Origin of the sequence: Halovenus aranensis (assembly GCF_900100385.1) — an archaeon.
In the GTDB taxonomy this organism is placed as follows: domain Archaea; phylum Halobacteriota; class Halobacteria; order Halobacteriales; family Haloarculaceae; genus Halovenus; species Halovenus aranensis.
Map to the genome: position 1 here is coordinate 159812 of NZ_FNFC01000005.1, position 18675 is coordinate 178486.

The 18675-nt window shown below is 64.5% G+C and carries 17 protein-coding genes; 5 read left to right on the top strand and 12 right to left on the bottom strand.

Annotated features, from left to right (window positions below; all coding sequences use genetic code 11):
- Positions 1–6 precede the first annotated feature (6 nt).
- Positions 7–555: a KH domain-containing protein gene (locus BLR34_RS06845; protein WP_092701084.1), complete on the top strand. Its 549-nt coding sequence runs from the start codon at positions 7–9 to the stop codon at positions 553–555.
- Between the two features lie 55 nt (positions 556–610).
- Here the strand turns inward: BLR34_RS06845 and BLR34_RS06850 are convergent, their stop codons facing one another.
- Positions 611–1132 (bottom strand): GNAT family N-acetyltransferase, encoded by a 522-nt coding sequence (locus tag BLR34_RS06850; RefSeq protein WP_092701087.1) that lies wholly within the window; start codon positions 1130–1132, stop codon positions 611–613.
- A gap of 36 nt (positions 1133–1168) precedes the next feature.
- Positions 1169–1930, bottom strand: a complete 762-nt coding sequence (locus BLR34_RS06855) for a DUF7001 family protein (protein WP_092701090.1) — start codon at positions 1928–1930, stop codon at positions 1169–1171.
- Positions 1931–2013: 83 nt separating this feature from the next.
- Between BLR34_RS06855 and BLR34_RS06860 the strand changes: the two genes are divergently transcribed.
- The 3 genes from BLR34_RS06860 to BLR34_RS06870 all read left to right on the top strand — a co-directional run bounded on the left by BLR34_RS06860 (position 2014) and on the right by BLR34_RS06870 (position 5391).
- Complete coding sequence (locus BLR34_RS06860) at positions 2014–2715, top strand: SDR family oxidoreductase (protein ID WP_092701093.1); 702 nt, start codon at positions 2014–2016, stop codon at positions 2713–2715.
- 94 nt (positions 2716–2809) lie between these two features.
- Positions 2810–3985, top strand: a complete 1176-nt coding sequence (locus BLR34_RS06865; protein WP_092701096.1) for a thiolase domain-containing protein — start codon at positions 2810–2812, stop codon at positions 3983–3985.
- A complete protein-coding gene (locus tag BLR34_RS06870; protein ID WP_092701098.1) occupies positions 3982–5391 on the top strand; it encodes an OB-fold domain-containing protein in 1410 nt (469 codons plus the stop codon). Before BLR34_RS06865 ends, BLR34_RS06870 begins: the two co-directional genes overlap by 4 nt.
- A 5-nt stretch (positions 5392–5396) precedes the next feature.
- On the opposite strand, the gene BLR34_RS06875 is transcribed toward BLR34_RS06870, so the two are convergent.
- From BLR34_RS06875 to BLR34_RS06900, 6 genes are all read right to left on the bottom strand, one after another.
- Positions 5397–7289, bottom strand: a complete 1893-nt coding sequence (locus BLR34_RS06875) for an ATP-binding protein (protein ID WP_092701100.1) — start codon at positions 7287–7289, stop codon at positions 5397–5399.
- Between the two features lie 38 nt (positions 7290–7327).
- Positions 7328–8461: a thiolase family protein gene (locus BLR34_RS06880; RefSeq protein WP_092701103.1), complete on the bottom strand. Its 1134-nt coding sequence runs from the start codon at positions 8459–8461 to the stop codon at positions 7328–7330.
- A gap of 121 nt (positions 8462–8582) precedes the next feature.
- Positions 8583–9008: a dCTP deaminase/dUTPase family protein gene (locus BLR34_RS06885; protein ID WP_092701106.1), complete on the bottom strand. Its 426-nt coding sequence runs from the start codon at positions 9006–9008 to the stop codon at positions 8583–8585.
- A 23-nt stretch (positions 9009–9031) separates the two neighbouring features.
- Positions 9032–9535, bottom strand: a complete 504-nt coding sequence (locus BLR34_RS06890) for a hypothetical protein (protein WP_143414136.1) — start codon at positions 9533–9535, stop codon at positions 9032–9034.
- Positions 9536–9564: 29 nt separating this feature from the next.
- Entirely contained in the window at positions 9565–12042 is a 2478-nt protein-coding gene (locus BLR34_RS06895; RefSeq protein ID WP_092701112.1) for an efflux RND transporter permease subunit, read from the bottom strand.
- 191 nt (positions 12043–12233) lie between these two features.
- Positions 12234–13139 (bottom strand): DUF7351 domain-containing protein, encoded by a 906-nt coding sequence (locus tag BLR34_RS06900; RefSeq protein WP_092701115.1) that lies wholly within the window; start codon positions 13137–13139, stop codon positions 12234–12236.
- A 139-nt stretch (positions 13140–13278) separates the two neighbouring features.
- Between BLR34_RS06900 and BLR34_RS06905 the strand changes: the two genes are divergently transcribed.
- Positions 13279–13458, top strand: coding sequence for a multidrug transporter (locus tag BLR34_RS06905; protein ID WP_092701118.1), 180 nt, complete (start codon positions 13279–13281; stop codon positions 13456–13458).
- 24 nt (positions 13459–13482) lie between these two features.
- Here BLR34_RS06905 and BLR34_RS06910 read toward each other — a convergent pair whose 3' ends face one another.
- The 4 genes from BLR34_RS06910 to BLR34_RS06925 form a co-directional block, all read right to left on the bottom strand.
- Entirely contained in the window at positions 13483–14814 is a 1332-nt protein-coding gene (locus BLR34_RS06910) for an MATE family efflux transporter (RefSeq protein ID WP_092701268.1), read from the bottom strand.
- Between the two features lie 87 nt (positions 14815–14901).
- Positions 14902–16521: an MATE family efflux transporter gene (locus tag BLR34_RS06915; RefSeq protein ID WP_092701121.1), complete on the bottom strand. Its 1620-nt coding sequence runs from the start codon at positions 16519–16521 to the stop codon at positions 14902–14904.
- Positions 16522–16575: 54 nt separating this feature from the next.
- A complete protein-coding gene (locus tag BLR34_RS06920) occupies positions 16576–17229 on the bottom strand; it encodes a TetR/AcrR family transcriptional regulator (protein ID WP_092701124.1) in 654 nt (217 codons plus the stop codon).
- A gap of 51 nt (positions 17230–17280) precedes the next feature.
- On the bottom strand, positions 17281–18585 hold the full coding sequence (locus tag BLR34_RS06925) for an MFS transporter (RefSeq protein WP_092701127.1): 1305 nt from the start codon (positions 18583–18585) through the stop codon (positions 17281–17283).
- Between the last annotated feature and the right edge of the window lie 90 nt (positions 18586–18675).

Consider the following 18675-nt stretch of genomic DNA (forward strand, 5'->3'; position numbering starts at 1 on the left):
CATATTATGCAGCACGTGAAGATACCCGACGACCGTATCGGGGTTCTCATCGGCGAAGGCGGCGAGACGATGCGCGAAATCGAGGACCGCGCAGAGGTTCGCCTCGATATCGATTCCGAGTCGGGGAAAGTAGGTATCGAGAAGGTCGGCGACCCGGTGCTGGGGCTGAAAGGCCCCGACATCGTCAAAGCGATTGGTCGCGGGTTCTCCCCGGACGACGCGCTCCGCCTGCTCGACGACGACATGATGATGTTCGATATCGTCGATATCGACGCCGCCGCGCGAAACAAAAACGACCTGCGCCGTCAAAAGGGACGCCTCATCGGCGAGAACGGCCGGACGCGAGAGCTCATGGAAGAGCTGACCGGTGCCTCTGTCGCAATCTACGGCTCGACGTTCGGTATTATCGGTGGGCCAAAACAGGTCGCCGCAGTTCGTGAAGCCGCCGAGATGATTCTCGAAGGCGCACCCCACGGCACAGTCTACTCGTTCCTCGAAGAGAAACGCAACGAACTGAAACACAAGGGTCTGGAGTACCACCCCTACCAGGGGTAACTCCTCGCCTGGCGTACCGTCGTCCCGGACGCGCTGAAATCCTCAGCAGGTGCGCCTACACGTCCTCGACAGGGACGGTCATGTGGTGTCGATACGGCTCGAAGCCGACCTTCTCGTAGAAGCCAAGCGCGCGTTCGTTGTCGGCATCGACGTCGAGCGATAGCTCCGGAGTACCCCTTTCGCGGGCGTACTCGAGGACACAATCGAGCAGGTCGCCTGCGAGACCGTCACCGCGGCGAGACTCCTGTACGTAGAAGTCGCCGATTTTGAGACGGTCCGGTCGATCGAACACGGGCGGACAGGAATCGAGGTTGGCTGTCACGAAGCCGACGAGCTCACGCGACAAATCAGCAAGCGGTTCCTCTGTCGGGTCGCCCTCGACGGCGACCCACGCCCGGTATGTATCAGAGTCGAGAAGGTCGAGACGGAACTCGACTTCCTCTTCGAGCGGGACGTCGTCGACGAGTTCGTGATCGTCGACGGCTGCTTCGAGGTCGCGGTGATAGGGCAGCCAAAGCTCCTCTGCGAACCGTCGCGCAGCGGCCTCATTTGCGGGGAGTCGTCGGGTGTGGACCATATACCAGAGGGCTGTCGAGCCGTGGTAAGTGCTTTCTCATTTATATTTCTCGGCGTGTCGGTCACAGAATGCGGGTTCTCGAAGCTGTGCCTCGACGACGCCGGGCTGTCGGTGCGGGTTCGAGAGGCGACAGCCCTCGCACTCACAGAAACCCTCACCAGTCTCGACGTGGTGGACCGCCTGCAGGACATAACCCTTCAGGGCTTCGGTCGTCCTGGGGTCGTCTTCGACCAGGAAGTCGCCCTCGATTTCGGATTCGAGCACCTCTCGCGGCGGCGCACCCCCGGAGAGGAGGGCGTGTTTCCCCTTCGCCTCGTAGTACGCCTCTGGCTTGGCGGGGGCTTCGTACAGCCCGGGAACGGAGACAAGCGTCAACTGCCCGACGACGTTGACACGCTTGTGCCACCGGCCGTCGTGGTCACCCCAGGTTCCGATGACCCGGTCCAGCAGGGCGACGTGCAGGTGGTCGAGACTGCGTTCGGCGTCGGGGACCCGCTCGCGGAGTCCTCGCTGGAGCGCCAGGCCGTCGTAGACCACGCCGCCCGCTCGGTCGGGCCGGTCGAGTGCTCGCTCCTCGTAACGGACGACACCGGTCATCGTGTTTCCAGTCTCGCGCTCGTGTGGCGAGAGCACCCGCGTCTGTGCTATTTCGGTCGCGAGGTCGTCGTCGGTACGCAGCGAGAGAAAGCGGTCCCGAACCTCGACATCGACACCTGTGCGCTCGCCGAGCCAGTCCGCAATCGCGTCGGCGTCGGCGTTCGTCGTCGGTGCGCGGTAGAGCGTCACCTGTTCGACCATACGCCAAACGCGAGGGCGCGGTCATCGAAACAGTTGCGGTTGCCGGCGCTCGCCTTTTTATTCTGGCAGCCGAAAGGAGAGTAATGTCCGAGAAGACCGCAATCGTGACTGCCGCGGGGAGTGGCATCGGCGAGGCCTGTGCGCGCCGACTGGCCGAGGCGGGCTATGCGCCGGTCCTACTGTCGAAATCGGGGCGTGCCGTCGAGGTCGCAGAGGAACTTGGCGGCGACGGCTTCGAGGGCGACCTCACCGAGCCCGACGACTTGGCGGCACTCGTCGACGCGACGCGAGAGCGGTACGGCCGCATCGACGCCGTGGTGAACAACACAGGCCACCCCGCGACGGGTGACCTGCTGGAGCTCTCAGACGAGGAGTGGCACGACGGACTGGACCTCGTTCTCCTGAATGCCGTCCGGATGGCGCGACTGGTCACGCCGGTCATGCAGTCACAGGGCGGCGGCGCAATCGTGAATATCTCGACGTTTTCGGCGTTCGAGCCGTCGGCCGAGTTTCCCGTCTCCTCGGTGCTCCGGGCAGGTCTCGGGAGTTTCACCAAACTCTATGCAGACCGCTACGCCGCCGACGACATCCGGATGAACGCCGTGTTGCCGGGGTTCGTCGACAGTTACGCGGTCGACGAGGAGACACGCGAGACAATTCCCATGGGTCGGCCCGGCCGAACGGAAGAAATCGCAGACACCGTCGCGTACCTCTGCTCACCGGAAGCCAGCTACGTGACCGGACAGAACATCCGTGTCGACGGCGGGCTCACGTCGTCGGTGTAGGGGCTGCTCGCCCGGCGGATGCATATGGTCGTATCGACCGGACGGAGTTTTTCGCTCCCGAAGCTATATTACCGGCTGGCGCGGACGGCGAACCATGCGCGACGCCTACCTCATCGGCGCGGGCCAGACGGCGTTCGGGGCGTTTCCCGAGCGCAGTTACCGGGACCTGTTCGCCGAGGCCTACCAGCACGCCTGCGAGCGCGTCGACGGTGGAATCGAACCGGGAGATATCGACGAGGCAGTCGTCGGCTCGCTCGGCGTCGGCGGCCGCCAGCTCGGGCTCTCCGGCCCGGCGGTAACCGAACACGTCGGCCTCCACAACGTCCCCTGTACGCGGGTCGAAAACGCCTGTGCCGCCGGCGGGTTCGCACTCCGCCAGGCCGTCCAGGCCATTCGCAGCGGCATGGCCGACGTCGTGCTGGCGAGTGGCTTCGAGGTGATGTCCGATATGTCTGGCGACGTGACGAAATACTGGCTGGGCGTCAGCGGCGAGACCGAGTGGGAACGGCTGACCGGGACGACGTTCTCGGGCGTCTACGCACAGATGGCGAGTGCCTACCTCGACCGCCACGACGCGACCGCCGAAGACCTCTCGCGGGTGGCCGTCAAAAACCACGCCAACGGGGCGAAGAATCCGAAAGCCCACCTCGGCTTCGAGTGTTCACTCGAGGACGCCGTCGGCGCGCCCGAGGTTGCTGCGCCGCTGAACCTCTATCACTGCTGTCCGACCTCCGACGGGGCGGCAGTCGCACTGTTGGCAAGCGAGGACGTCGTCGAGGAGTACACCGACGAGCGAATCCGAGTTGCGGGCGTCGGCGCGGCAAGCGACCACGTCGGGCTGGCCGAGCGAGACAGCTACGTCGGCCTCTCGGCGACCGAAACCGCCGCCGAGACGGCATACGACCGGGCAGGCGTCGACCCCTCGGCCCTCGATTTCGCCGAGATACACGACTGTTTTGCCATCGCGGAGTTACTTGCCTACGAGGACCTGGGCTTTTGTGACCGCGGCGAGGCGGCCCGACTGCTCCGTGACGGCGTCACCGACCCCGACGGCGACCTGCCGGTGAACACCTCGGGCGGGCTGAAATCGAAGGGCCACCCAATCGGCGCGACGGGGACCGGACAGGTGGTCGAGGCCTTCGACCAGTTCACCGGGCAAGCGGGCGACCGACAGCTCGCCGAGCCCCGCTACGGCCTCACCCACAACGTCGGTGGGAGCGGCGGCGCGACGGTCGTTCACGTCTTCGAGAACGAGGAGGTGGCAGAATGAGCCGTATCGAGAGCGTCGGCACGTACGTCCCGCGGTATCGCCTGTCGGCCGAGACTGTCCGGGAAGCCTGGGGCCAGTTCCACGGTGCCGGCATCACCGAGACGGCGGTTCCGGGTGCCGACGAAGACACGCTGACGATGGGTTACGAGGCCGCCTCGCGGGCGCTCGCGGCTGGGAGCGTCGACCCGAGAGGGGTGGACCGCCTGCTCGTCGCAACGACGACGCCCCCGACAGAAGAGGAGGCGATGGGGCCTCGCCTCGTTAGCATGCTCGGGCTGGGAGCGGCGACGCAGACCCGCCAGCTCACCGGGAGCACGCGGGCCGGCGTCGAGGCGCTGGTGGCCGGCACACAGACAGACCAGACGACACTCGTCGTCGCGACTGACGCCCCTCGGGGCTCCCCAGACGGCGAACACGAACACGCAGGTGGTGCCGGCGCGTTCGCGGCGGTACTCGCGCCGTCGGCCCCGGGCGAGATACCGGCACACGCAGACCACGTCGACCCGCATCCGGGAACGCGCTTTCGTCCCGCCGGCTCAGCAGAGACGACGGGGCTTGGTGTCACCGACTACGACCGCTCGGCGTTCGTCGAGACAGTCGGCCAGGCAGTCGACACACTCGATATCGACCCGAGCACGGCCGACGCGGTCGCCCTGCAGTCACCGAACGGCAAACTCCCCTACCGCGCGACAGGGCGACTCGGCGTCGAGGCCGACACAATCCAGCGGGGGACAGTCGTCCACGAGGTCGGAGACGCCGGCACAGCAGGACCGCTACTCGGGCTGGCGACCGCGTTCGCTGACGGTGCCGAGCGCGTGCTCGTCGTCGGCTACAGCGACGGCGCGACAGCCGCGGTCGTCGAAGACGGTGGCGTGACACACACACCGACGGGAGACACCGAGACTGTCGACCTCTCGTATGGCGAATACCTGCGCATGCGCGGCGAGATTACGAGCGGCGAGCCAGACGGCGGCGGTGCCTACGTCAGCGTTCCGAGCTGGAAGCGAACACTCGCCCAGCGACACCGTCTGGTCGCCGGTCGCTGCCCTGACTGTGATGCGCTCTCGTTCCCGCCCGAGGGTGCCTGTCAGGGCTGTCACACGCTCGTCGAGTACGACTCCGTCGAGCTTCCCGGCACCGGTACCGTCGAGGCGGTAACGGCAATCGGTCAGGGCGGCGCACCCACAGAGTTCGTCGAGCAACAGGCCCGGAGTGGCACGTACGTCAGCGCCGTCGTCGCACTCGACGGTCCCGACGGCGAACAGACGGTGTCGATTCCCGCGCAGGTCGTCGGCGTCGACCCCGATGCGGTCGACATCGGCGACAGACTCACCGCGACGGTGCGACGTCTCTACACGCAGGAAGAGGTCACGCGATACGGCTTCAAAATGCTCCCGGCAAAGTGAACGGGTCAGCCCTGCCAGGGGTCGGCTAACTCGACGCCGGTAACCTCGAACCGTGCGCCGCCCTCGGTTCCGTCAGTGATGGTTATCTCCCAGTCGTGAGCTTCGACTATCGTCTCGACGATGTGGAGACCGAACCCGGTCCCGTCCTCGGCCGTCGAGTAGCCGACCTCGAACACCTGGTCGCGCTCTGCGGGCGGGATTCCCGGGCCGTCATCGTCGATGTAGAACCCGTCTGGGAGGTCACCGACGGTGACAGTCACGTCACGGCTTGCGTGCTCGTGGGCGTTCCGGAGGAGGTTCTCGAACAGCCGCTGGAGGCGGTGGTCGTCGGCGTATATCTCCCGGTCGGTCTGGACGGTCAGCGTCGAGTCCGGTCCCGCGACCCGCTCCCAGCAGCGGTCGACGAGCTCCGGCAGCGAGACCGTCGTCAGGTCAATCGAGGTATCGCCCTCTCTGGCGAGGGTCAGCAGGTCGGTGATGATGGCTTCCATCCTGTCGAGGGCGCGCCCGACGGCCTCGACGTGCTCGTCGCTGTGCTCCTGTTCGACGAGTTCGAGCTGCGTGTTCGCCGCGTTTAGCGGGTTTCGCAGGTCGTGTGAGACGAGATTGGCGAACTCGCCGAGACGCTGGTTCTGTCGTTCGAGCTCCGTGCGGTACTGCTGGCGTTCGATTTCGTAGCCGACCCAGCGGGAGGCGAGCTCGACGAACGTTCGTTCGCTCTCGGTAAAGTCACGGGACCGAGGGGAGTCCGACGCGAAACAGAGGGTCCCGTAGAGTTCGTCGTTGACGATTATTTTTCCGCCGAGATAACAGCCGAGCTGGAAGGTGTCGTACGCCGGGTCGTCACCCCACCCGTCGGCGAGGGCGTCGAAGACGGCGAGCAGGCCGTCAGACTCGATTGTCCGCCTGCAGTACGACTCCTCGAGCGGACACTGCTCGCCGGGCTGGAGAAGCTCGTGGTCCCCGCGAGAGGCTTCGATGAGCTGTGTCTCGTCGGTAATCTGGGTGAGAAAGCCGTACGGGAGGTCGAGACGGCGACAGCCGAGTTCGAGTATCCGGTCGAGTCGGTACTCGAAGGAGTAGCCGCTGTCGGACCCAAGCACGTACAGGTCGTGCAGAACCTCGACGGTGTCTTCCAGTTCGTCGATGGCGCGGCGTTTCTCGGTGACATCTTGGAAGAAGACAGACAGCCCCGTCTCCGAGGGGTAGACATTCACCTCGAACCAGGTGTCGAGTGGTTCGTAATAGGCCTCGAAGGTAGCCGTCTCACCGGTCTCGAAGGCCTGTTCGTATTTTTCGTAAAATCGCGTCCCGACTATCTCGGGAATCTCGTCCCAGATGCGTCGTCCCTGCAGGTCGGTGAACGAGAGGTCCGCTCCGATGGCCTCACGGATTATCTCGTGGGCCTGCTCGTTGAGATACGTAAACCGCCGATTACCGTCGAGGGCAAAGAAGGCGTCAGTCATCCGGTCGAGGATGTCAATACGCCCGCCCTGGCCGCGAAACGTCTGTTCTCGGAGGTCGCTAACTTCGAGAAGTATGACGGTGCCATCTGCTACAGACAGGGTCGCCGTACTGAGCGTGACTGGAACCGGTTCGCCGTCACTGGTGCTCATCGCCCACTCGAAGGTCTGGTCGCCCGCCGTTGCCGTCTGCTGAACCTGCTCACAGAGAGTCGCCTCCGTAGCAGGCGCAACAGCCGAGTCAAGCTCAGCCAGCGAGCACTCTTGTAATTGGTCATGGGAGTATCCGAGCAGGTCACAGGCCGTGTCGTTACAGCCGAGTATCGCATCCGCGTCGTGGTCGTAGAGCAGTAGGCTGGTATCGACCGAATCGTAGACCTGGCGAAGCAGCTCGTCGTCGATGTGACCCACATCATCACTGCCACTACCGGCCATAGCAGTATCTTCCCGACGGTCGTTCAAAAAACTATGTTTCACGCAGGGCGCTCGAACACCGCGGCGACACCCTGCCCGAAGCCGACACACATCGTCGCCAGTCCGAACTGGCCCTCGCGTCGGCGGAGTTCGTGTAGTAGCGTCGTCGTGATGCGCGCTCCCGAACAGCCCAGCGGATGGCCGAGCGCAATTGCGCCGCCGTTGACGTTCAGCCGGTCGGACGGTATCCCGAGTTCGCGCCGACAGTAGATACTCTGTGAGGCAAACGCCTCGTTCAACTCCACGAGGTCGAGGTCCTCGACAGCGAGGTCAGTACCGGCAAGTGCCTCTCTGGTCGCTGGCACCGGCCCAGTCCCCATAACCCGTGGGTCGACACCCGCGACACCGCGGGAGTGGACCCGGGCGAGAATATCGAGGTCGTGTTCGCGGGCGTACGCCGCACTGGTGACGAGCATCCCCGCTGCACCGTCGGTCAGCGGCGAGGCGTTGCCCGGTGTGACTGTCGCGGCGTCGTCGTCGGCAAAGACCGTCGGCAGGTCTGCGAGCGCGTCCATCGATGTCGACTCCCGTGGCCCTTCGTCAGTTTCGACGGTCCCGTCGTCAGTCTCGACAGGGACGATTTCGTCGTCGAACCGGCCTGAATCACGGGCCTCGACTGCGCGCTCGTGTGAGCGCAGAGCAAATCGGTCCTGTTCCTCCCGACTGATGTCGTGTTCGCGAGCCACGCGCTCGGCCGTCGCGCCCATCGGCAACTCGTCGGCGTCGTACCGCTTCTCGATACCCGGGTGGAGCCAGTCCGAAAACGGCACACGGCTCATGTGCTCGACGCCGGCGACCGGGACCACGTCGCCGTCGCCCGCTTCGACCGCTCGGGCCGCATCGACCAGCGCCGTCAGCGAGGAGCCACACAGCCGGGTCAGCGTCGCTCCGGGTACCGACTCGGGAAAGCCACCGGCGAGCAGCGACTGTCTGGCGAGGTTGCGTCCCTGTTCGTTCTCCTGATTCGCACAGCCGAGCCGGAAGTCGTCCCACTCGGCTGCCGGGACGCCGGTGCGTTCTTCCAGCGCCGAGAGGACCGTGACGACGAGGTCCTCGGGGTAAGTCTCTGCCAGCCCGCCGTCTTTGCGTGCCTGTGGCGTCCGGACCGCGTCGACGATGACAGCGTCAGTCATTACTCGTGATTCGTGACCATATCGGGAGTAAATTTCGGCTCGATACCCCGACCGTCGCTGTGACCGGGCACCGGCCAGCGGTCCGCGACCGTACCCAACCTGGTTGGCGTCGAACCGCCGGCTACCGCTCGATGTCGACGACGGTAGAGACGCGAGCGTTCTCCTTGAGTGTCAGGCCGGCACCCCCCACAGAGAGGGGAACGCGGTCGAGGGTCGTGAGCCGGAGCGTCGGATGGAACGCCCCACGCGCCAAGAGTTCGTCTCTGGTCTGGAGGGTCACCGTCGCCGCCTCGGCGGCAATCGACTCGTTGTATTCGAGCAGGTACTGCCCGGCATCGAGTGTCCACCACTCGTAGTCGTCGTCGGCGTTTCGTTTCCCGCTCTCGTGGGGGGACAACTCGGCGGCTTCGAGTTCGCCGCCGCCGAAATCGACGCGCCCGGGGCCAGTAATCTCGTAGACCTCGGAGACGGTCAAATCGACGCCGCGCCCCTCGGTCTGGGTCGGTTCGTGGACGATACCGTCGAGAACGTCGGTAGAGGCCACCATAGACCGAAGTGAGCCGGGAAACACTAAATACTGCCCCGGAGAGTCTCGCGCCGCCGTCGGTATCGTTCGAGGGCGAGCGTGACCGACTCAGAGGCACAGAGCGCGTCGACCAGCGCGGCGACTGCTCCGAGTCCCACCGCCGTCGCTCGAACCGATCCTCCAGCGACAGGGGAGACGACGGCGACCCGGGGGCGGTCCCGGCCGTCGAGACGGTCGCCGGTCGCATCGACCACCAAGTCGTAGTATGCCGTCTCGCCGTCGTCCTTCTGGACACGGACGCCAAGTCGGTTGCTGTCGAGTCCATCGAGGGGTTCGGCACGGCCGACCGTCGCGGGGAGTCTCGGTTCCAAGCAGCCGCCCCCCTCGGTCGGTGCAACCGCCGTCTCGACGCCACTGGCATCGAGCAGCGTCGCGAGAAGACAGCCAGCAACGGTATGCCCGAGTACCAACACCCGTCGCTTCCCGGGTGGCTCAGGGGCAGAAGGTGGCGACTCGGCTGCGTTTTTGTTGTAATTTTCTGTATACATATGCCGATGTGTCGTGGTTCGAGGACAGCTCAGTCGGTCGCGGCGGGCTCTGTGGACTGTGCTGGCTGTGGTTCGGTCCCGCTGTGGTGCCACCAGAGAGCGAGCGCGCTGGGGAGGACGAAGACACTGACGAGGAACGCGGCAAACAACGCGAGAACGACGAGCAGACCGAAGCTCTCGATTTGCGGGTGTGGGTGTATAAGCAGTGCCAAGAAGGCGCCGCCGGAGCTAAGCGCGCTGCCGAACAGCGCACCCCCGGTACCGGTCACCGCGGTTTCGAGCGCGTCGAAGCCCGACTGCCCGTGGTCGAGTTCCTGCAGGAACCGGTCGGTGATATGGATGTTGTAGTCGATGCCGAGGCCGACGACGAGGCTCATCAACAGCGCCGTCAGCAGCGTCAGGGGGACATCGAGGACGGCCATCCCGCCGACGACGAGCCCGGTGACGAGCGTAATCGGAAGCGCGGTCACGGCACCGACAGCGGCACTGTCGTGGATAGACCGGAAGACGACGACGAGCCCGGCCGAAACCGCAGCGAGTGCGAGTACCAGTACGCGGAGGATGCCGTCAGTGACCTCGTCGAGGCCGGCGTCCATGACGATAGCGTTACTCACGGCGGTCGCCGTCAGCGCCGAGTGCTGGGCGTCGATGTCGGCAGCCATCGCCTGTATGTCCTCTGTCCGGTCGTCACCGAAGCCAGCGCTCTCGGCAGGTCCGACAGCGCGCAGCGAACGGTACTCCCCGTCTGCCCGCTCGACGACCTGGCCCGCCCGTTCGGGTGCAACGGCATAGAGGTGGTCGTACACCGTCTCAAGCCCGGTGTCGGGGACTCCGTCACCGTTCGTATCGGCGTCGGCGACGGTCTCGGCGAAGTCGGCGTCTTCGGCCGCGACCGACCGTATCACTGTCATCGGCGACAGTCGTTCCGTCGACGGGTTCTGGGGCGTGAATGCCCCCGAGCCAGTCGCCTCGCTCACCGTATCGAGTGCGTCGTCGGCGGTCACGTCGCCCTCGACGAGTAGCTGGAACCGCGCGCTCTGGTCGGCAGCGACCGCGCTGAACGACGACTGGACGTACTGCTGGTTCCGGTTGAATTCGGGGTCCTCCCAGGCGAGAGGGCCGGGGAGTTGCTGTTTCCACTCGGCGGCGGGCTCGGTCTGTTGCTGGAAGTTCTCCTCGTCGAGCGTCGTCCAGGCGACACCGCCGGCGGCACCGGCTATCACCGCGACGACGAGCACCACCGGTGCTGCGCGTTTCGCGAGGACGACGGCACTCCGGAGCGCCGGGCCGACGAGCGCTCCGTGTCCGAGTGGGTCGGCGTGCCTGTCGATGCCGACCCGTTCGAGCGTGCCGTCGATACTGATTTTCAACGCTGGCACGAGCGTCGTGAACACGACGAGGGCCGAAGCCACGCCGAGCGTGATGCCGACACCGAGGTTCCGAATCGTCCCCACCGGGTTGACGACGTTCGAGAGGAAGCCGATTGCGGCGGTGACCGTTACCAGGCCGAGAGCGACGGCAACCGAACGGACGCCGCGGTTCATCGATTCCCTGATGCCGTCGTCTGGGCCGCGTTGCTCTCTGTATCGGTTGAAGACGTGGAAGCTGAAGTCGATACTCAGCCCCGTAATCAACACCGGCCCGATTATCATCGTCATCCCGGCACCGATACCGAGCCACCCGAGAATTCCGAACATCCACAGCACCGACACGAGGACGCCGACGAGACCGACGATGACGTCGACAATATTCCGGTACGTGACTGCAAGTACGCCGAGGACGAGCACCAGCGCAATCGGGACGACGAGTTGCATCGTGTTCTCGTTGAGCTGTGCGCTCGCCTCGCTCGCGGCGTGTTCACCGAGCGTGAAATACCCCGGCCGGCCTCCGGCTTCGGCAAAGAGTGCGTGCTGTGCGTCGCTCGGCGGGCCCTCCTCGGACGCGAACTGGAACAGCAGCCGCGTGCTCTCTGCGCTCGCCGTTCCCGGTTCGTAGCTGTCGGGTAACAAACCGAGCAGGTCGCTGTCATCGGCAGATAGTGTTGCTTCGATGGCGTTCTCGACCGCCTCGGCGCTCGCGGCATCGAGCGTCGCCCGCTGCTCGTCGAGTGAGCCCCCCTCGCCAGCGAGGGTCGTCGCGACGGCGCTGGCGATACTGTGTGGCTCACCCACGAGCGTTCCGGCGACCGAGTCGTTGTCGAGAACTGCCTGTTGGTACTCGATGGACTCAAGCAGGCTCCCTTTCGAGAGAGCGTTCCCCGATTGGTCGCGGACGTAGACGGCCGAAACCGCCGTCTGATTGTCGTTGCGGTAGTTCTCTTCGATATAGTCGGCTGCAGTCGATGCCGCTGTCTCCGGGAACAGGTCGTCCTGCTCCGCCTGGCTCTCGGTGTCCAACTGCCCCATCCCGACCACCATCCCGGCGGTCAACAAGACCATCACGAGGATGACGACCCTGTTGTGGGTCGTCACCAGATCGACGAGCCTGTCGAATACGCGTCGTATCATCGTGCCAGAACAGAGAGGAGTGATCCATATAAGTACTATCGAATATTTTATATATTAACAGAACCGTCACAAAATCTCACTTGAGTAGATTGGCGGGCTATATCGGTATTTCAGCTGGTCTTTCCGAGTATCGTCGATCTGGCATAGAGAGGGTAAACGCGGTTTTTGTAGTAATATCTATACGTTAACGGCTAATCGACGGTTCTGCCTCGGACGCGTTCGGTTCGGGTGACGCGCGCATCAGCATCGAGATAAAAGCGGAGTTCGTCCGAGTCGTGGGACAGAACGACTCTGTACTCGGCAGGGTCGTCGGACAGTTGTTCCGCGGTCCACTGGGCCGCAAACTCGTGTAGCTCCCACATTCCCCTAGTACTCAGGTCGATGCCGTGTTCCCAGTGGAACGCGATGGATGCGGGGTGGTAGGCGACGCCGTAGGCCATCGGTCCGTTGTACTCCCGCAGGCAGTGGTTACACTCGTCTCTGACGAGAAATGAGTGGATGTCTTCGACAGGGAGCCCCTCGGTGTCGATGACAGTCGTCGAGAGGTCACCAGTGCAGGCGACACAGAGTCCGTTTCGTATCTGTCTGTAATCGAGAGCCATCTTGCTGGCAACTCTGTCGACGAGTTCGTCGCCGTCGTGGGCCCGAACCAGGGTCGGCGCTATGGGATGTCCCGAGAGGGCGCGCTCGCAGTTCCGACAGGTGACGATGAAAAACTGGAACCTGAGACTCGCTTCGAGTTCCGTACTGTCGCAGTACATACAGTGCCCGTCTATCGTCACGGGATCGAACGCCGGCAGGTGCTCGTAGTTGTCCGCGAGTATCATCCGAACGAACTTCTCGCCAGCGTGCGTGAACGAGTAGCCGGCGTCTGTCTTCCTGAGGAACGGCCCGACAAGTTCGCCGAGGTGATAGGAGAGCTTCGAGGTGTTGTCGACATCGACCCGTTCGTAGATGTCCGAGAACGCGAGCTCGGTCCGCCCCGAACTCCGTGTCTCCGTCTCGGCTTCGGCGACGGCAATCGCCTCCAGAATGTCCACGCGTATCTCGTCGGACAGCAGGCCGAACACCGCGGCCGGGGGCGGTGCGTCACTCATCTATCGTCATCATCGGGTGCGACGGTATTGAAACTACGGCCCGATCTCCGGGCAGTGTCGCCTGCGTGGCCGTCGGCCGCTAGTCCTGTCTGAGAAACAAAACACGCAGTTGATATATCGGGAGAGCACTACCGGGAGTATGTACCGCACCAACTCGTCCGTGGAAACGGTCGTCGGCTTGCCCGTGGCCGCTGTCGCGGTCGTCGGGACGCAAGTGCTCGGCTGGGAGTGGGGCTCCGGACAACTCGTCCCGACGGTGGCCGGCGTCACAGCGGCCGGGGCCGCCGTCCTCATCGTCGCCGGCCGACTGCGCGAATAACAGCGCGTTCGACAGTCATACCAGTCAATCGTCGGTCGTCAGACTGCCCCGGTCTTCCATCATATCCGTCGCCCGGGCCGCCCAGTCACCGTACTGGAAGCCGACGACGACGATACACAGCGCCGAGACGTAGTAGAGGACGATACCGGCGTAGATGCCGACGACACCCCAGCCGAAGACGACACTCGACAGATACGAAAAACCGAGGAAAAAGACCACGAGACCGACGGTGCGAGCGATGAATGGGGTCGTGGTGTCGCTGCCGCCCTGAAGAGAGCCAGAGAGCGTAATATACAGCACCGTCGCCGGTGCCGCGAGCCCGTAGGCGACGGTGAAACCGACGGCGGTTGGGAGCGTATCGGGGTCGTCGGTGAACAGACCCGCAAGCGGTTCGGCGAAGACAGCCAACAGGAGTCCGATTGTGCCGACAGAGACCAGTCCGAGCGCCGCGGTCGCCCAACCGTTGTACCGCGCTTCACCCGGTTTCCCTTCGCCGAGGGCCTGTCCGACGACGATACTGGCTCCGGTGTTGAGACCCCTGCCCAGAGGACTGGTCACCTGCTGGTAGACGCGGCGGCCAATCTGATAGCCGGCGTTGACCTCGGCACCGAAAGAGAGCAACAGGGCGTTAAACGGAAACTCGACGGCGGTGGCGACCATCCCCTCAGCGACTTTCGGGGCCGAGACAACGAACAGCTGTTTGGCGATGACCAGCCGTCGGGGGTATGTGAACGCAGCCGGCGTCCAGTCGGTTGCGATTGCCAGCACGAACGCCGACGCGGTGAAGACGTTGCCAAAGGCCGTGGCGATGCCGACGCCGACGATTTCGAGCCGTGGGGCACCGAACAGCCCGAGACCGAGCACCAGCGACAGGACGATGTTGAGGCCGTTCGAGGTGAGGTTGACGTACATGGGCGTTCGGGTGTCGCCAGTCCCCTGAAGCGCACGTGCACCGATGAGCGCGACGTGTCTTGCGGGTGCAGTCAGAAAGACGACCGCGAGATAGGTACCACCGAGATCCGCAACGTCTGCCATCTGGTCCTGTTCGGCCCAGATACCGAGGATAGCAATCGCCTCCTCGCCGAGGGTGACACCGAAGACGGCGAAAGGAATCCCGGCGAGAAAGCCGATGAGAAGCGCCTGCGTGACGGCTTCGTCGCGGTTTGCCGTCGCGTCGCTGCCGGTGTCCTGGCTCGACAGCGCAATCGCGCCCGCACCCATCCCCAGCCCGATGCGCAGCGGAAACCGAGCATAGAGGTCTGCGAGTCCGATTGCGGCGACCGCAAGCGGCGAGAACAGCGCCGTGACGAAAATATCGGTCGTCCGCATCAGCGTCCGCGAGACCTGTTCGACCATCACAGGCCAGGAGAGCGACGTGACCTGCCGCCAGAGCGCGAACAGCCGCTGTCGGTCGACCCTCACCGGGACTCACCACCGTCACATCTAGTCATCCTTCTGTGGTGCGGTAGACGTATCGGCCCTGTCGGCGTCGCCGCCGGCGGCTTCCGGACGGTAGGCCTGACTTATCCGCATCCACTTGTTGGTCCGGAACCGCCAGTAGTTGATTGCTGCCGGGATGGCCGTCTCCGAGACGAACGCGAGATACAGTCCCCAGAGTCCGAGGGTCGGAAGTACGACCTCCGGCGTTGTCACGCCGACGACCGGCACAGTAATCGCTGGAATGTCGCCGCCAGCGCCGAGATACGCAAGTGGAATCGAGCCGAGATACTGGCCGATGAACTGGCTGACGAAGGGAATACGAGTATCGCCACTGGCATCGAGCGGGCCTGCCGAGGCCCCCGAGACGCCCTGGAAGATGATGGCAAAACAGGCCGCATAGACCAGGTCACGCGCAATCGGTATCTCCGGGCTCGTCGGACTGTCGGCAAATAACTGGACGAGCTGTTCGGCGGAGACGGCGACGATGAGCGCGGAGACGAAGTAGGTCGCGACGGCAAAGCGGATGATATCTCGGCCGTAGGCTTCGGCCTCACGTTCGTTGTTCTGGCCGAGCGCCTGTCCAACGAGGCTGGAGGAAGCGAGCCCGAAGCCCCAGCCGGGTGTGTTCATCACCCCCCAGATGCGCCGGGCGATGACCCAGCCGGCGACCGTGTTCTCGCCAAAGATGTCGAGGATACCGAGCATCGGGAACTGGAAGGTGGTCCAGACCAAGTTTCGGAGCGCCACCGGCGTCCCGATTTCGACGAGGTCGCGAATCATACCGGTGTCGGTGTAGCTGCCAAAAGGAGCAAGCGTGACCGGGAACTCTCCGACACCGGGGAACCGTCCCCAGACGAGTCCGAGCGTGAACGCGGTGGTGGCCGCCACGTTCGAGACGACCGTCCCCATCGCCGCGCCGGCGACTCCCCAGCCGAAGCCGAAGATGAAAACGGCGTTGAGGACGATGTTCGCGACTGCGCCGCCGGCCCGAATCTGCATCGCTGTGAAGGCGTCGTCACAGCCGACGAGGACACGGCTCGCGACGAGGTTCAGCGCCGCGAAGGGGATGCCGAACCCGACTACCTGCAAGTAGGTCGCACCTTCGGCCAGCGCCTCGTCGTTGCTCGTGAGCACCGAGATGAGCTGTTCGGGATACAACCAGAACAACACCGAGAGCGGCACCGTCGAGACGACCGCGAGGAAGACACTGGAGCGGACTGCCCGGCCGAGTTCGTCGTGGGCATCGGCCCCGAAGCGCTGAGACACCAGCGCGATAGTTCCGCCGGCGATACCCCCACCGAGCGAGAAGGCGAGCCCCCAGAACGGGCTGGCGAAACCGACGCCAGCGACCGCCGAGGTGCCGACGGCTACGCCGACCATCGCCACGTCGACCGCGTTTTTCGACATCCGGGCGATACCCGTCAGCACGCGGGGCCAGGCGAGTTCGGTCGTCTTCTCTGCGCGGTCTCGGTCGATGAGTCCCAGGCGGACGAGCCCGAGGCCAATCCAGAGGATGCCGAGTCGAACCGGGTTTGGGACGGTATCGACGAGCCAGCGGCTCGCGCGGCGGAGGGGAGCCACCACGAACGCGAACAGCCACGAGAGTGGGGGTGGGAGCGTCATGCAGTCGGTCGTCTACCAGGAGACAGCCGCCAGTCGGCAAGGGGGCTGACCGTGTCAGTCGTGAATCGATTCGAGTGCGTCGTCCAGCGACGGTCGGTCGACGCCGTCTTCGAGCAGCGGGTCGACGAGGCGTTCGAGCGCCTGTTCGGCGACGGTTCTGGTGTAGCCGACCTCGTCGTCGCCGCCCTCGTTGAGCGTGACCTGGCGCGTGCGAGCGCCGTCGAGCATCGCGACAAACAGCGCCGCCGTCGCCTCGGTGTCGACTGGTTTGAGAACGCCGTCGTCGATACCGTCTTCGAGCGTCTCTTCGAGCGTGTCCCGGAGCAGTTCGTCGCTCCGGCGCAGCGACGTGCGGATGCGGTCGTTGAACGGTCCCTGCGACCGCATCTCCAGCAAGGCGAGGTGGAAAGAGGCGCGCTCGGTGTCGTCGGGTGCGAACACGAAGCGAGCGACGAACTCGACCAGTCGGTCAACCGGCGGCTGGTCGGCTCGACACTCCATTTTTTCCTCGTAATCCGCCAACATCTGGTCGAGAAACGCGACGAGCAGGTCCTCTTTCGTGTCGTAGTGATAGTGCAACAGTGAGGTACTCTTGTCGCACTCGTCAGCGATATCCTGCATCGTCAGTTCGGCGTACCCGTTGTCCCGGAGGGCCTGGTACACCGCGTCCATGATGTCGTCGGCTCCGAGCGGTTCCTCCTCGCTCATTGACTGAGTGGTCAGTCAAGCAGCCTAAAACCTCTTACGGCTCGTGACGAGTTACCCGACCAGCGGGATGGTCCGCTGTGGCGTGATGACCTCCTCGACTTGTGTCAGTGCGAGGACGACGCCGGCGGCGGCGAGGAACGCGGCGACGGCAAACGGCACCACGAACCCCCAGGCGACCAGAAAGCCGGAGATGAGCGGGCCGAAGGCGACGCCAAAGCCAAAGGCCATCGTCAACACCGACAGCGTCGACCCCGAGCGGTCGTCGGGCGCGATGTCGCCGGCAAGTGCGAGCGCCGGCGCGAACACCATCGCACCGGCGGCCCCCTGGAAGAAGCGCGCCCCGAACATCAGCCACGAGTCTGGCGCGAGTCCGCCAAACAGTGCGATCTCGGGGATGAGCCCCTGTGCGAGCGTCGTCGGCACCAGTAACACCGTGCCAGCGAGGATGAACACGCGCCGCCCGTAGAAGTCAGTCGCCCGCCCGATAGGAGCCTGGAGCAGAATCTGTGCGAGGACGAACGCGGAAAACTGGAGGCCGAACATGGTCGGCCCCTGGTCGAGTTTCGCATTGACAATATCGCCGAGCGTGGCGAAGATAGCGATGCCGACAGCCATGAAAAACGAGATAACGCCGAGTGCGAAGACCGGGTCGAGCAGTTGCTCGCCAGACTGGTCGAAGACGGCGATACCGCCCGAATCGTCGTCGCCGTCGGTGGTCTCGATGTCCGGGTCACGGATGAGTATCGTCACCAGAAGGAAGGCGACCGTAGCGGTACAGGCGGCGAAATAGAACGCGGCGTCATAGCCCGAGAACGTGACCGATATCCCACCCAGCGACAGCGAGTATGGGCCGGCATCGACGACGCCGCCGGCAGCGATGGGGCCGACACCGAAGCCGACCAGCCGGAACGTGTTGTAGGTGCCCATGTTGCCGCCGCGGTTGCCCTCTGCGGCGAGGTCGTTGACCAGCGCGACCGTCGTCGGGATGATGAACGCGCCGGCGATGCCCTGGAGGACGCGCAACCCCAGGAGATGCCAGTACGACGACGCCAGCGAGTACGCGAAACTCGCCGCCGCGATGAGGACGAGCCCGAAGAGGACGAATATCTTGCGCCGTCCGGTTCGGTCCGAGAGCCGACCGGTAAAGGGCTGGAGCGGGCTGTTGACAAAGCCAAACAGCGAGAGGACGATGCCGGTGATTGCGACCTCGGTCAGTCCGAAGGCGTTGCCGGAGACAAAGTCGCTGGCGATAAACAGCGGCAAGACGACGATGAGAAAGGAGTTGCCGACCGACTCGGACATCCGTGCGAGCGCCAGCGCGATGACCTGTGGGTTGACGCCGAGCCGGTTCTTCATATTCCTCCGGACTCGGCGGCTACGCTCGTCTCTCGCGACATATCTTCAGACCGTGCCATGTCGGTCTGGTTGGTTCCTGTGGTCAATATT

Coding starts and splice junctions, on each gene's coding strand:
- BLR34_RS06845 (WP_092701084.1), top strand. CDS start 7: ATGCAGCACGTGAAGATACCCGACGACCGTATCGGGGTTCTCATCGGC.
- BLR34_RS06855 (WP_092701090.1), bottom strand. CDS start 1,930: ATGGTCGAACAGGTGACGCTCTACCGCGCACCGACGACGAACGCCGAC.
- BLR34_RS06870 (WP_092701098.1), top strand. CDS start 3,982: ATGAGCCGTATCGAGAGCGTCGGCACGTACGTCCCGCGGTATCGCCTG.
- BLR34_RS06875 (WP_092701100.1), bottom strand. CDS start 7,289: ATGGCCGGTAGTGGCAGTGATGATGTGGGTCACATCGACGACGAGCTG.
- BLR34_RS06895 (WP_092701112.1), bottom strand. CDS start 12,042: ATGATACGACGCGTATTCGACAGGCTCGTCGATCTGGTGACGACCCAC.
- BLR34_RS06905 (WP_092701118.1), top strand. CDS start 13,279: ATGTACCGCACCAACTCGTCCGTGGAAACGGTCGTCGGCTTGCCCGTG.
- BLR34_RS06850 (WP_092701087.1), bottom strand. CDS start 1,132: ATGGTCCACACCCGACGACTCCCCGCAAATGAGGCCGCTGCGCGACGG.
- BLR34_RS06890 (WP_143414136.1), bottom strand. CDS start 9,535: ATGTATACAGAAAATTACAACAAAAACGCAGCCGAGTCGCCACCTTCT.
- BLR34_RS06900 (WP_092701115.1), bottom strand. CDS start 13,139: ATGAGTGACGCACCGCCCCCGGCCGCGGTGTTCGGCCTGCTGTCCGAC.
- BLR34_RS06920 (WP_092701124.1), bottom strand. CDS start 17,229: ATGAGCGAGGAGGAACCGCTCGGAGCCGACGACATCATGGACGCGGTG.
- BLR34_RS06880 (WP_092701103.1), bottom strand. CDS start 8,461: ATGACTGACGCTGTCATCGTCGACGCGGTCCGGACGCCACAGGCACGC.
- BLR34_RS06910 (WP_092701268.1), bottom strand. CDS start 14,814: ATGGTCGAACAGGTCTCGCGGACGCTGATGCGGACGACCGATATTTTC.
- BLR34_RS06865 (WP_092701096.1), top strand. CDS start 2,810: ATGCGCGACGCCTACCTCATCGGCGCGGGCCAGACGGCGTTCGGGGCG.
- BLR34_RS06915 (WP_092701121.1), bottom strand. CDS start 16,521: ATGACGCTCCCACCCCCACTCTCGTGGCTGTTCGCGTTCGTGGTGGCT.
- BLR34_RS06885 (WP_092701106.1), bottom strand. CDS start 9,008: ATGGTGGCCTCTACCGACGTTCTCGACGGTATCGTCCACGAACCGACC.
- BLR34_RS06925 (WP_092701127.1), bottom strand. CDS start 18,585: ATGAAGAACCGGCTCGGCGTCAACCCACAGGTCATCGCGCTGGCGCTC.
- BLR34_RS06860 (WP_092701093.1), top strand. CDS start 2,014: ATGTCCGAGAAGACCGCAATCGTGACTGCCGCGGGGAGTGGCATCGGC.